This window comes from Azonexus hydrophilus (genome assembly GCF_001956855.1).
Taxonomy (GTDB): domain Bacteria; phylum Pseudomonadota; class Gammaproteobacteria; order Burkholderiales; family Rhodocyclaceae; genus Azonexus; species Azonexus hydrophilus_A.
Genome location: NZ_MTHD01000006.1, coordinates 47,641 through 59,763, shown reverse-complemented (window position 1 = coordinate 59,763; position 12,123 = coordinate 47,641). Strand labels below are relative to the sequence as shown.

General features: G+C 63.9%; 12 protein-coding genes and 1 pseudogene. 9 read left to right on the top strand and 4 right to left on the bottom strand.

The features are described from left to right. Positions 1 to 125: 125 nt before the first annotated feature. From rsxA to nifE, 9 genes are all read left to right on the top strand, one after another. Positions 126 to 704, top strand: coding sequence for an electron transport complex subunit RsxA (rsxA, locus tag BJN45_RS15560; RefSeq protein WP_076096913.1), 579 nt, complete (start codon positions 126 to 128; stop codon positions 702 to 704). A 12-nt stretch (positions 705 to 716) separates the two neighbouring features. Then, the gene (locus tag BJN45_RS15555; protein ID WP_076096911.1) at positions 717 to 1,244 is read left to right on the top strand and encodes an RnfABCDGE type electron transport complex subunit B; all 528 of its coding nucleotides are present in this window, start codon (positions 717 to 719) and stop codon (positions 1,242 to 1,244) included. Positions 1,245 to 1,251: 7 nt separating this feature from the next. Further along, positions 1,252 to 2,772 (top strand): electron transport complex subunit RsxC, encoded by a 1,521-nt coding sequence (rsxC, locus tag BJN45_RS15550; protein WP_076096909.1) that lies wholly within the window; start codon positions 1,252 to 1,254, stop codon positions 2,770 to 2,772. Positions 2,773 to 3,394: 622 nt separating this feature from the next. Then, complete coding sequence (locus BJN45_RS15545; RefSeq protein ID WP_076096907.1) at positions 3,395 to 4,480, top strand: RnfABCDGE type electron transport complex subunit D; 1,086 nt, start codon at positions 3,395 to 3,397, stop codon at positions 4,478 to 4,480. After that, positions 4,480 to 5,085, top strand: coding sequence for an electron transport complex subunit RsxG (rsxG, locus tag BJN45_RS15540; RefSeq protein WP_076096906.1), 606 nt, complete (start codon positions 4,480 to 4,482; stop codon positions 5,083 to 5,085). Before BJN45_RS15545 ends, rsxG begins: the two co-directional genes overlap by 1 nt. Before the next feature lie 9 nt (positions 5,086 to 5,094). Further along, positions 5,095 to 5,763: an electron transport complex subunit E gene (locus tag BJN45_RS15535; protein WP_076097137.1), complete on the top strand. Its 669-nt coding sequence runs from the start codon at positions 5,095 to 5,097 to the stop codon at positions 5,761 to 5,763. Between the two features lie 11 nt (positions 5,764 to 5,774). Next, positions 5,775 to 6,047, top strand: coding sequence for an RnfH family protein (locus BJN45_RS15530; protein WP_076096904.1), 273 nt, complete (start codon positions 5,775 to 5,777; stop codon positions 6,045 to 6,047). A gap of 138 nt (positions 6,048 to 6,185) precedes the next feature. Further along, entirely contained in the window at positions 6,186 to 7,199 is a 1,014-nt protein-coding gene (locus BJN45_RS15525) for a ComEA family DNA-binding protein (protein WP_076096902.1), read from the top strand. A gap of 121 nt (positions 7,200 to 7,320) precedes the next feature. Next, positions 7,321 to 8,721, top strand: a complete 1,401-nt coding sequence (gene nifE / locus BJN45_RS15520) for a nitrogenase iron-molybdenum cofactor biosynthesis protein NifE (RefSeq protein ID WP_076096900.1) — start codon at positions 7,321 to 7,323, stop codon at positions 8,719 to 8,721. A 7-nt stretch (positions 8,722 to 8,728) separates the two neighbouring features. Here the strand turns inward: nifE and BJN45_RS15515 are convergent, their stop codons facing one another. The 4 genes and pseudogenes from BJN45_RS15515 to BJN45_RS15505 form a co-directional block, all read right to left on the bottom strand. Further along, positions 8,729 to 8,956, bottom strand: coding sequence for a DUF3079 domain-containing protein (locus BJN45_RS15515; RefSeq protein WP_076096898.1), 228 nt, complete (start codon positions 8,954 to 8,956; stop codon positions 8,729 to 8,731). Between the two features lie 22 nt (positions 8,957 to 8,978). After that, positions 8,979 to 9,347, bottom strand: coding sequence for a CZB domain-containing protein (locus BJN45_RS18285; RefSeq protein ID WP_430793457.1), 369 nt, complete (start codon positions 9,345 to 9,347; stop codon positions 8,979 to 8,981). Between the two features lie 99 nt (positions 9,348 to 9,446). Next, a pseudogene (locus BJN45_RS18280) lies at positions 9,447 to 9,752 on the bottom strand (methyl-accepting chemotaxis protein); the annotation flags it as partial. A 489-nt stretch (positions 9,753 to 10,241) separates the two neighbouring features. Then, on the bottom strand, positions 10,242 to 12,107 hold the full coding sequence (locus BJN45_RS15505) for a sensor domain-containing diguanylate cyclase (protein WP_170873110.1): 1,866 nt from the start codon (positions 12,105 to 12,107) through the stop codon (positions 10,242 to 10,244). Between the last annotated feature and the right edge of the window lie 16 nt (positions 12,108 to 12,123).

Here is a 12,123-nt window from a genome sequence, read left to right as displayed (position 1 = left end):
TGAAAATGCACTGTTTTGGTGTGTCGACCCCAAAACCGGGTTCCCGTGGGCGGCTCGCGTCCGGAAAGCGGGATGGCACGGCTTATGCAGTAAGGGACCCGACGTCCTACCTGAGTTCTCCGACCATGAGCGAAATCCTGTTGCTGCTGCTCTCCACCGCGCTGGTAAACAACGTGGTGCTGATCAAGTTCCTCGGCCTGTGCCCGGTGATGGGCGTGTCGAAGAGCGTGGACAGCGCCCTCGGCATGGGGCTGGCGACAACCTTCGTGCTGATGCTGGCCAGTGCCGCTTCGTGGATGCTCGACAACTGGCTGCTGCAGCCGCTGGGTCTCGGCTACCTGCGCATCCTGACCTTCATCCTGGTGATTGCTTCGGTGGTGCAATTCACCGAAATGTTCGTCAAGAAGACCAGCCCGGGCCTCTATCAGTCGCTCGGCATCTACCTGCCGCTGATCACCACCAACTGCGCCGTGCTCGGCGTCGCGCTGCTCAATGTGCAGCAGCAGTTCAGCCTGTTCAAGAGCCTGCTCTACGGCTTCGGCTCGGCGCTCGGCTTCACGCTGGTTCTGCTGATCTTCGCCGGGCTGCGCGAACGCGTCGCCCTGGCCCGCGTGCCGGCCGCTTTCGCCGGCGCGCCGGTCGCCTTCATCACCATCAGCCTGCTGGCCCTGGCGTTCATGGGCTTCTCGGGCCTCAACGTTTAACGGAGGAATGCCATGATCGCCGCCATCCTCAGCCTGACCGTCCTCGGCGCCGTTCTCGGCATCGCGCTCGGCATCGCCAACAAGTTCCTCAAGGTCGAGGGCAATCCCGTCGTCGAGGAACTGGTCGCGATGATGCCCGGTTCCAACTGCGGCCAGTGCGGCTTCCCGGGCTGCACCGGCGCTGCCGAAGCCATCGTCGCCGGTACCGCCGCCGCCACCTGCTGCCCGCCCGGTGGCAAGGCGCTGGCCTCGGCGATTGCCGCCAAGCTCGGGCTGACCGTCGATCTGTCGGCGCTCGGCGACGACGGGCCGAAGATCGCCGTTGTCTCGGAAGAACTGTGCATCGGCTGCTGCCGGTGCAGCAAGGTCTGTCCGACCGACGCCATCATCGGCGCCGCCAAGCAGGTGCATAACGTCTTCCGCGAAGCCTGCACCGGCTGCGAAAGCTGCATCGACAAATGTCCGACCGAAGCGCTGGCGATGAAGCCGGTGCCGGTCACCCTGCAACACTGGGTCATGCCCAGACCGCTGTCCGCGTGAGGCCAACATGGGTTTCATGAATCTGTTCAAGCATGTCCTCGGCGACGACTGGGGCGTGCATCCCGACGACCACAAGCGCCCGGCGGCCGATCGCCCGGTGCGCGTGATGCCGGTGCCGGCCAGGCTCTATCTGCCGCTGCAGCAGCACCTTGGCGGCCCGGCGCGGCCGGTGGTGCTGGTCGGCCAGAGCGTGAAGAAGGGCGAGCTGATCGCCGAGGCGCAAGGCGCCGTGTCGGCGCCGATCCACGCACCGACGTCGGGCACCATCGCAGCCGTCACCGAAATCACTGCACCGCATCCATCCGGCCTGACGCTGCAGGCGATCATCCTGGAAGCCGACGGACTGGACGAATGGCAGGAACTGAGCGGCTGCGACGATCCCTTTGCCCTCGACCCGGCCGAAATCGGCAAGCGCGTTGCGGCAGCCGGCGTGGTCGGTCTTGGTGGCGCCGCGTTTCCGTCGGCGGTGAAGCTGACCGGCGCGTCGCGGTCGAAGGTGACGACGCTGGTGATGAACGGCGGCGAGTGCGAACCTTACCTGTCCTGCGACGACCGGCAGATGCGCGACAGCGCCGCCGGCATCGTCGACGGCATCCGCATCATGCTCCACGCCACCGGCGCCAAAGTCGCGCTGGTCGGCATCGAGGACAACAAGCCGGAAGCCATCGCGGCCATGCAGGCGGCCGCCGCCGGTGTCGCCAATGTCGAAATCCGGCCGGTGCCGGCGCGTTACCCGATGGGTTCGGAAAAGCAGCTGATCCAGGTGTTGACCGGAAAAGAAGTACCGGCCGACGGTCGTGCCTTCGACATCGGCGTTGTCGTCCATAACGTCGGCACGGCGCTGGCAGTGCGCGCGGCGATCCGCGAAGGCAAGCCGCTGATTTCGCGCGTTGTTACGGTCAACGGCAATTGCGCTGCCAATCCGGGCAACATCGAGGTTCGGGTCGGCACGCTGGCCGAGGAAGTCATCGCCTTCGCCGGCGGCCTCAAGGGCGACGGCCTCGGGCTGGCGCGCCGGGTCATGGGCGGGCCGATGATGGGCATGCAGATTCCGCACTGGCGCGTGCCGGTGGTCAAGGGCAGCAGCGGCATCCTCGCTTTCGATGCCGCCGAAGTCGCCGAGCAGGAACCGAATCCGTGCATCCGCTGCGGCAGTTGCGTGAAAGCCTGCCCGATGGGCCTGCTGCCGCTGGAAATGAGCGCCCGCATCCGCAACGAAGCCTACGACGACGCCATCGGCCTCGGGCTGAAGGACTGCATCGCCTGCGGCTGCTGCGCCTACGTTTGCCCGTCGAAAATTCCGCTGGTCCAGTTCTTCGTCCATGCCAAGGGCGAACTGGCGGCGCAGGATCGCGCCAAGCTGCGCAACGACGCAACCAAGAAGCTGGCCTTGCAGCGCCAGGACCGGCTGGCCCGCGAGGCGCGGGAGAAGGCGGAAGCTGCTGCCAAGCGCAAGGCCGAGCGGGAGGCTGCGGCGGTGGCCAAGGCAGCGGCTACGGCTGCTGCTGGGCAGGGGGAGGTTGTATGAGTTTTGGCGCTTATTCTGAGCTTGGGGGTTCCGCGCTTGAGGCGCGGGCATACTTTCTTTTGCTTCGCCAAAAGAAAGTAGCCAAAGAAAAGGCGACCCCAGGTTACGCGGTCGGCTACGCCGACTCCCCTGCGCTACTCGCTACTGGCGGGGGCTGCGGAACTCGGCCCTGCGGGCCTCAGACAGTCCTCGCCCTTTTTCCGCCAGCAGCTCCGTTGCTCGGCGCTTCACATGGGGACCCCAAAAGCGTCGCAGACCAAGCAGCAAGCTTTTTTATTGAATATTGCGGTCGACCGCCAAAAAAGCCCAAAAAAGCGTGCCGTCCGTTGATCTCGGACGCCTTTGGGGTCCCCTTGAGAGGCGCTGAGCAACGCAGGCGGGCCGGGGGCCTTCGGCTGGCGTTGTCTGAGCCGCAGGCGAGTTTAGCCAGCCGCCCGGCGCGCCGAGTAGCGCAAGGGACCGGGCGCAGCCCGGCGCCGACCCAGGGGTCGCCTTTTCTTTGGCTACTTTCTTTTGGCGAAGCAAAAGAAAGTACGCCCGCGCCTCAAGCGCGGAACCCCCAAGTTCAGAACCCCCAAGTTCAGAACCCCCAAGTTCAGAACCCCCAAAGAGGAGTCACCCCATGACCCCCATCTCCATCACCGCCCAACCAGTCGCCTCCCCCCACGCCCATGGCGGCAATTCCGTCAGCCGGACGATGTTCCGCGTCCAGATGGCATTGCTGCCGGCGACGCTGTACGGGTTCTGGCTGTACGGCTGGCCGTCGGTTTTCCTGTGGCTGCTGACCATTCTTTCCTGTGTCGGTTTCGAGGCGTTGTCGCTGAAGCTGATGGGTAGCCAGCGCATCAAGCCGACGCTGCTCGATGGTTCCGCCGTGCTCACCGGCTGGTTGCTGGCGATGACCTTGCCGCCGTGGGCGCCGTGGTGGGTGGCGGTGCTTGGTGGTTTCATTGCCATCATCATCGGCAAGCAGGTCTTCGGTGGCCTTGGTCAGAATGTCTTCAACCCGGCGATGGTCGCCCGCGTTGCGCTGCTGGTCTCGTTCCCGCTGCCGCTGACGCTGTGGGTCATGCCCTTGCCGATGAGTTCGCTGCCGACGCCGGATTTCGTTGCCAGCCTACGTATTTTCCTGACCAGCCTGCCGGTGCCCGATGCGATGACCAGCGCGACGCTGCTTGGTCATGCCAAGACCGAACTGGCGCGCGGCATCGATCTGGCGCAAGCCCTCGGCACGGCGCCGGCGCTGTCGTGGCTGGGCATGCGTGCCGGCAGCTTCGGCGAATCGGCGGCGTTGCTGATCCTCTGTGGCGGCCTCTACCTGCTGATCACCCGCGTCATCACCTGGCACGCGCCGCTGGCCGTGCTGGCCGGCGTGGTGATTCCGGCGGCGATCGCCCATGGCGTCGATCCCGGCCGTTTCCTGTCGGCCGAATCGCACCTGTTGTCGGGGGCGCTGATGCTCGGCGCCTTCTTCATTGCCACCGATTACGTCACGTCACCGAACACCGCCACCGGGCAGATCGTCTTCGGCCTGGGCATCGGCTTCCTCACCTGGGTCATCCGCAGTTTCGGCGGCTACCCGGAGGGCATGGCCTTTGCCGTGCTGCTGATGAACGCCATGACGCCGGTCATCGACCGTTTCGTCAAACCGCGCATCCTCGGGCGCGACCGTAAAGGCAAACCGCTCGATATTCCGGAGAACGCCTGATGAATCTCGATACCATTCGCGAAAAAATCGGCTACCAGCCGCTGCTGCTCGGGGTCGTCGCACTATTGGCCAGCGGGGCGCTGGCCGTGGTTTCCAGCGCCACCGGTCCGGCCATCGCTGCCGCCGAAGCCAAGGACCTGCGCGACTCTTTGTCGGAAGTGCTGCCCGCCGGCATGGCCGACAACGATTTCCTGAAAGATACGGTCGACCTGCAAAAAGACGGCAAAACCGTGACGATCTATCGCGCCCGCCACGGCAGCGAGATGAAGGCGGTGCTGTTCAAGGTCGCCGAACGCGGCTACGCCGGCGACATCCAGGTGCTGATGGCGGTGGATATGGATGGCCGCACGCTCGGCGTGCGCGTGCTCAAGCATTCGGAAACGCCGGGCCTGGGTGACAAGATCGAAGTGAAGAAGGACGACTGGGTGCTCGATTTCAACGGCAAGTCGCTGGCCGAGCCGGCGCCGGAGAAGTGGGGCGTCAAGAAGGATAACGGGGTCTTCGACCAGTTCGCCGGCGCCACCATCACGCCGCGCGCCGTGGTCAAGGCGGTCAAGGGCGGGCTGGAGTTCTTTGCCGCCCGCAAGCAGGAAATCACCGGTTAGGAGATGGCCATGAGCGAGAATTCAAAGATCTTCAAGGATGGCCTCTGGGAGCAGAACGTCGTTTTCGCCCAGATGCTGGCGCTGTGCCCGACCATGGCGGTGACCACGAGCGGCACCAATGGCCTCGGCATGGGCCTGGCGTCCACGGCGGTGCTGGTGGTGGCCAACATCCTGGTTTCGCTGATCCGCAAGACAGTCAGTTCGCAGGTGCGGATTCCGGTTTTCGTCGTGCTCATCGCGACGCTGGTGACCATCGTCGACATGGCGATCAACGCCTGGCTGCATGAACTGTACAAGGTGCTCGGCCTGTTCATCGCGCTGATCGTCGTCAATTGCGCCATTCTCGGCCGGGCTGAAGCCTTCGCCGTGAAGAACGGCGTCGTCGCCAGTGCCCTCGATGGCATTGCCATGGGCCTGGGTTTCACCGGTGCGCTGACCGTGATCGGCCTGATCCGCGAATTCCTCGGTGCCGGCACGCTGTTCGCCCAGGCTTCGCAACTGCTTGGTCCATCCTTCGCCTTCCTGGAAGTAAAAGTGGCCGGCTACGGCGGTGCTCTGCTGATGATCCTGCCGCCCGGCGCGTTCGCCGTGCTCGGCTTCCTGCTTGCCGGCAAGCGCATCATCGATCAGAAGCTGGCCGAGCGCAGTGTGCCGGCCGCCCAACCGGCCACCGCCTGAGGAGCATCCGCATGCAGATCGGTATCGCCTATTCCGAACCCGGCCAGCAGATCTGGCTGAACATCGAAGTGCCCGACACGGCGACGGTGCAGGAAGCCATCGACCGCTCCGGCATCCTCAAGCAGTTTCCGCACATCGACCTGAGCGCCCAGAAGGTAGGCGTCTTCGGCAAGCTGGCCAAACTCGACGCCGCACTGCGACCGGGCGACCGCGTCGAAATCTACCGCGGCATCATCTGCGATCCGGCCACCGTGCCGCGCAAGGACATGGACGAGGACGATTGATATTGTCGAATTCATGACATCAAAATCAGGATTTCATGCACCGTATTTGTGCGGAAAATATGTTGCAAGTAGCTGAATAAAAACAATAATTCACGGTCTATAATGCGCGGCCAATTACCCCCGGAGCTGCCTGTGCATATGACGAATTATTCCGCCTCGATCGAGACTACCGGTCTGGGTCTCAACCACGGTTACTGTCTCGATGGCGACTTCGTCCATCTCAACGCCGACGTCAGCCTGGCCGAAGCCGATCTGGCCGATGGCTGCCAGTGGGCCCTGCAGCTGTGGGCCAGTGCTACCGGTTTCGACGGCTGCGCACTGAACGGCGTCAAGGTTGCCGAACTGGCGCTGCAGCCGACGCCCGGTTCGTTCAACGTCGCCGCCTGCGTCACCGCCTTGCCGCCGGCTGGTTGTGCACCGCAGGTGATGGCCATGGCGCTGGTCGCGCAGGGGGCCGACGGTCAGGTCCGCGTCCGTGATCTGTCGGTCTACCCGACCGCACAAACCTTCTTCCACCCGTTGATGCACGGTGCCGTCGCCTGCCAGCTGAAGGACGGCGTGGCCGATATCGCCATCGAGAGCATCGCCAGCCCGCGCAGCCCGGAAAACCTCAGCGGTACGCTGGCGCTGGAAGTCTGGGCGCTGGCTGCACCTTACGCCGGTGGCAGTTGGGTCGGCACGCCGGTCGCCAGCCTGGTGCTCGGCAATCTGGCCGGCGGTTCGACCTGGAACGACTGCCATTACAGCGTGCCGGCGGTAACCGCCAACCCGGATGCGGCGCTGACCGTGATGCTGCGCGAGTGGACGCCGGCCGGTTATCTGACGCGCGATTACCGCAATCTGCCGGCTACGGTCCCTGTCGAGCCGGTCGTCCCGGTGGCCAAACCGGCCAAGGAAGCCAAGAAGGCCGCGCCGAAGGTGGAAAAAAAGGCGGCAAAGAAGGCGAGTGCCAAACCGGTTGCGGCAAAGTCCGAAGCGGTTTCGGTAAACAGCGCCAGCGCTGCCGAACTGGCTGCGGTCAAGGGGCTCTCCAAGGCCGTCGCCGAAGCTATCGTCGCCGCCCGGCCGTACGCCAAGCTCGACGAAGTGGTGCGGGCCAAGGGCATGGGCGCCAAGTTGCTGGAAAAAGTCGGCAAGCTGCTGAAAATCTGAGTTTTCCGGCAGGCTTGTTGCAAAGCCGACAAGCCTGCCGTCAGGAATTCTCAAGTAAAACAATGAGCTGGCGGATGGCACCCATTTTGCTGAGTAGTCTGCAGACTTCTGGAGAACGCGCATGAAAGCCAGCGAAATCCAGGCCCTGCTCGACGAGCCGGCCTGCAGCCACAACACCAAGGAAAAATCCGGGTGCGCCAAGCCGAAACCGGGCGCCACGGCCGGCGGTTGTTCGTTCGACGGTGCGCAGATCGCGCTGCTGCCGATTGCCGACGTCGCCCACATTGTCCACGGCCCGATTGCCTGCGCCGGTTCGTCGTGGGACAACCGCGGCACGCGCTCGAGCGGCGTCACGCTGTACAAGATCGGCATGACCACCGACCTGTCGGAAACCGACGTGGTCATGGGCCGCGGCGAAAAGCGCCTGTTCCATGCGATCAAGCAGGCCGTCGACAGCTATGCGCCGAAAGCCGTGTTCGTCTATAACACCTGCGTTACCGCACTCATCGGTGACGATGTCGATGCCGTCTGCAAGGCCGCCAGCGAGCGCGCCGGCATCCCGGTCGTCCCGGTCGATGCGGCCGGTTTCTACGGCACCAAGAATCTCGGCAACCGGCTGGCTGGCGAAGCCATGTTCAAGCATGTCATCGGCACCGCCGAACCGGAGCCCGCCAAGCCGCGCGCCGACGGCCTGCCGACCTACGACGTCAACCTGATCGGCGAATACAACATCGCCGGCGAGTTCTGGCATGTCGCGCCGCTGTTCGACGAACTTGGCCTGCGCATCCTGTGCACGCTGTCCGGCGACGCCCGTTTCCACGAGGTGCAGACGATGCACCGCGCCCGGGTGAACATGGTCGTCTGCGCCAAGGCGCTGCTCAACGTGGCGCGCAAGATGCAGGATTCTTACGGTCAACCCTTCTTTGAAGGCAGTTTCTACGGCGTTCAGGACGTTTCCAACGCGCTGCGCGATTTCGCCCGGCTGATCGGCGACCCCGACCTGAGCGCCCGCACCGAAGCCGTCATCGCCCGCGAGGAAGCCAAGGCCCACGCCGCGCTCGAACCCTGGCGCGCCCGCCTGAAGGACAAGCGCGTGTTGTTGTACACCGGCGGCGTCAAGTCGTGGTCCATCGTCTCGGCGCTGCAGGATCTGGGCATGAAGGTAGTTGCCACCGGCACCAAGAAGTCGACCGAGGAAGACAAGGCGCGCATCCGCGAACTGATGGGTGAAGACACCAAGATGATCGACGACGGCAGCCCGAAGGCATTGTTGTCGACCTACCACGAGTACAAGGCCGACATCCTGATTGCCGGCGGTCGCAATCTCTACACGGCACTGAAGGCACGCATTCCCTTCCTCGACATCAATCAGGAACGCGAATTCGGTTACGCCGGTTATGCCGGCATGAGCGAACTCGCCCGGCAACTGGCGCTGTCGATGGAAAGCCCGGTCTGGGCCGCGGTCAGGAAGCCGGCGCCGTGGGCCAAGGGCGCGCTGTCGGGGGCGGTGCTGGCGGCCTGACGACAGCTTACTGCGTCGGGTCTGGCGTGTCGTCCGTTGCTTGCCTGCTCTCGCCGCTTGTCTCTTCCAGTCCCCAGTCGCCCCACTGGTACCAGTCCTCGCCGAGCAGTTCGGCTGGATGCTGGGTGCGACCGGAACCGTTGCCGCAGCCCAGGTCGTCGGCGGGGCAGTAGCGGTCGCAGCCCCAGCAGATGCGCTCGGGGTGTTTCGGCTGCAGTGGAAATTTTTTGGCCATGCTCAGCCCACCGCCATCCGGGTCATTTCCGTGCCATCCCTTGCTGACCAGACTGCAGGATGCGTTCCATGCCCGCCATCACCGTCAGGTTGGCATCTTCCATGCGGGTCAGAGCGGCCAGGGCGCCGGCGATGTCACCGCTCCGGTAGCGCTCGACGGCCTGGCGGGCTTCGTCGTGCACCGCCTTGTGCGGCGCTTCCATCTCGCGGTAACCGGGCAGGCGCGAGAAGGCGGCACGGCCTTCGCCTTCGTAGTACCAGCGGCCGAGACGGCACTGGGTCTCGTCGGGCAGCTCGCCGGGCTTGAGGTCGGAAAGGCCGAGCAGCACCTTGTATACCTCCAGTTTCAGCGTCAGTTCTTCAATGTTGGCCAGTTCGGCATTGGCCAGCATCGACGAACTGGCGATGCCATCCTGCATCAGTTGCGACAGACCGAGCAGGCGCTCCATGCTGCGCATCGCTGCCTCGCTCTCGGCGCTCTGGCGGGCGGCGCTGCCGGCACCGAGATCCATCACCGCCTTGGCCTGGCCGGTCTCCTGCTGGATGCCGGTGACCAGCCCGCCGATTTCCTTGGTCGCCTTGGCGGTCCGCTCGGCCAGCTTGCGCACCTCGTCGGCGACCACGGCGAAACCGCGCCCGGCCTCACCGGCCCGCGCTGCCTCGATCGCCGCATTGAGCGCCAGCAGGTTGGTCTGCTCGGCAATCTCGCGGATCAACTGGACGATGCCGCCAATCTCTCCGGCCCGCCGCGACAGGTCCTCGACACTTTCGCCGGCGGCGCTGATGCGCTCGAACATGCCGCGCAGGTTGTCGGCGATCTGGGCGAAGGCCGCACGGTTGGCGTCCGACTCGCTGGCTGCCGCCCGCGCCGTCGTCGAATCGGTGCTCAACTGTCCGGACAAGCCGGAAAAGGACTGGCGGATGCCGGCCAGCGATTCGCCGAAACGGGGAATGTTGCCGATCACGCCATCAAGCAGCGCCTGGCGCTGCAGCAACTGCTGCTGCCGACTTTCCACCTCGGCCAGCTGCTGCCGGGTTTGCGCCAGTTCCGCCTGCAGCGCCGCAGCGCTCGCCTTCAACAAGGCATTCTCGGCCAGGGTGGCAGCCAGTTCCTGGCGAGTCTTCAATCCAAACATCACACATCCTTCACGGCAAACCATAATAGTTGAGTAATTTACTACGGTATTGCGCTGCGCTTCATGATGCGGATCAAAACCAATGGCGGGGTGTTGTCGAAACCGAACGGATGCTGAGGGGCCGTTCAGTCAAGTTTCTTCTGTTGTCCGTCAGGTATCAGACAAAGCACGGATGACTCTGTTTCGCCCTTCCTGTTTGGCGCGGTAGAGCGCACGGTCGGTGCGGGTGTAGAAGCTCTCCAGCGTATCGCCGGGCTGTGACAGGGCGACGCCGATCGAGGCCGTGAGGTGGCCTTGCGGTGTTCCGGGGTGTGGCCAGTTGGTGGTGTCAATGCGCAGGCGCAACTGTTCGGCCCAGCGCTCCACGTTTTCCTCGTCCGCCTCTGGCGACAATAGGGCAAACTCTTCGCCGCCGACGCGAAATGCTTGGTCCACGCTGCGGCGGGCAAAGCTGCTCAGCAACTGGCCGATGTGGGCCAGCGCTTCGTCGCCGGCCAGATGGCCTGACAGGTCGTTGAGTTTCTTGAAATGATCCAGGTCGAGCAGCAGCAGGGCTGCCGGTTTGCCGTGCCGGCGCGATCGAGCCAGTTCCTGCTGGACCACTTCGTTGAAGTGACGGCGGTTGTACAGCCCGGTCAGCGCATCGCGTACCGCCAGTTCGTGCAGGCTGCGGTTGGCTTGCTCAAGTTCGCTGGTGCGTTCGAAAACCTTCTCCTCGAGCGCTTCGGCGGAATGCTTCAGCGTGGCGTGGGCCAACAGTTCTGCTTCCAGTTTTTCGGTCTTCAGGCTGTTGATGCGGTGTGCCAGCGCCAGTGCCAGCAGCAGGAATTCCAGGGCCGAGCCGATGTTGATCGCGTGGATGGTCAGCATGTTTGCTGGCAGGAGGCCGAAGGCAGTGAAGTAATAAGGCAGGGTGCCGACGAACGTGCAGCCGATTGCTGCTACGTAGATGCGGGCAGTGGTGTTGCCGCGCTGCGCGATGCAAATGCCTGCGATGAGCAGTGTGGTGATCAGCACCAGACCTAACGGGTTGAGGCTGGCAAACAGGCCGGTTTCGGGCGCCAGCAGGGCCATTGGTATATGTATCAGTGCCGCCAGTGTCAGGATGAGGGCGATGCGGAAAAGCCAGGGAGTTTGTCGGCGGAGGTCAAGCAGGCTCCAGCTGAAAGCCGTCAGACCGGCCAGTGCCAGCGGGACCAGGATAGCCACGGCGCCAGCGTTCCAATCCGGTGATTCCGGCCACAGATACTGGAAGGCAAAGCCACGATAGACGAAGTTCCAGGCTAGAAAGCTGGTCAGGTACACGGCATACCAGAGGAATACCTGTTCGCGGGTGCTTGCGAAGACCAACAGGTTGTACAGCAGCAGGATCACAATGGCACCGTAATAGGCGCCGTAGATTAGCAGGTCGAGTTGCATGCCGGCCTGGAATCCTTCGCTGGTCCATAGTCGCAGCGGCAGGGGGTCGTGTTCCCCATCACGGGCATGAGCACGGATGAGCAGGTCCACGGTGGTTCGCGGCGGGATATCCAGACTCATGCTCGGGTGACGATAGGTGATTGCCCTGCTGGCAAAGGCGATGCGGTCGCCCATGCGTGCTTCCGCAAATACCTTGTTGTCGCGCAGTACCCAGAAATGCAGATCGTCATACAATGGTTCGGCGACTTCGATGATACGCGTCGCCACCGTTGCTTCCGGGTTGTGCAGTGACAGGTGGATCCAGTAGCGTGGGGGGCCGAAGCCGACATTCAACACCGCATCTGAGACCTTTTGCCAGCGTAGTGCCGCGCTGGACAAGACTTGCTGCGGATGTTCATGGGGTGTGGCTTCTTCGGCGAAACGCGCCTGTGGGGCCAGCCACTGCCAGCCATCGGTACTGCGCTCCAGCATACTGACATTCAGCGCCGGATGCCCGGCATGAAGTTCGCCATTGCCTGCCAGCAAGCAGAAAATGAGGAACAGCCATGGCAATGGATAGCGCTGATGCATCATCATCCGTCTGGCACGCTGAATCATGGCGGGTGTCATCGGT

Bases quoted from the DNA above. Each gene is read 5' to 3' on its own strand.
- rsxA (WP_076096913.1), top strand. From the start codon at position 126: ATGAGCGAAATCCTGTTGCTGCTGCTCTCCACCGCGCTGGTAAACAAC.
- BJN45_RS15555 (WP_076096911.1), top strand. From the start codon at position 717: ATGATCGCCGCCATCCTCAGCCTGACCGTCCTCGGCGCCGTTCTCGGC.
- rsxC (WP_076096909.1), top strand. From the start codon at position 1,252: ATGGGTTTCATGAATCTGTTCAAGCATGTCCTCGGCGACGACTGGGGC.
- BJN45_RS15545 (WP_076096907.1), top strand. From the start codon at position 3,395: ATGACCCCCATCTCCATCACCGCCCAACCAGTCGCCTCCCCCCACGCC.
- rsxG (WP_076096906.1), top strand. From the start codon at position 4,480: ATGAATCTCGATACCATTCGCGAAAAAATCGGCTACCAGCCGCTGCTG.
- BJN45_RS15535 (WP_076097137.1), top strand. From the start codon at position 5,095: ATGAGCGAGAATTCAAAGATCTTCAAGGATGGCCTCTGGGAGCAGAAC.
- BJN45_RS15530 (WP_076096904.1), top strand. From the start codon at position 5,775: ATGCAGATCGGTATCGCCTATTCCGAACCCGGCCAGCAGATCTGGCTG.
- BJN45_RS15525 (WP_076096902.1), top strand. From the start codon at position 6,186: ATGACGAATTATTCCGCCTCGATCGAGACTACCGGTCTGGGTCTCAAC.
- nifE (WP_076096900.1), top strand. From the start codon at position 7,321: ATGAAAGCCAGCGAAATCCAGGCCCTGCTCGACGAGCCGGCCTGCAGC.
- BJN45_RS15515 (WP_076096898.1), bottom strand. From the start codon at position 8,956: ATGGCCAAAAAATTTCCACTGCAGCCGAAACACCCCGAGCGCATCTGC.
- BJN45_RS18285 (WP_430793457.1), bottom strand. From the start codon at position 9,347: ATGCTGGCCAATGCCGAACTGGCCAACATTGAAGAACTGACGCTGAAA.
- BJN45_RS15505 (WP_170873110.1), bottom strand. From the start codon at position 12,107: ATGATTCAGCGTGCCAGACGGATGATGATGCATCAGCGCTATCCATTG.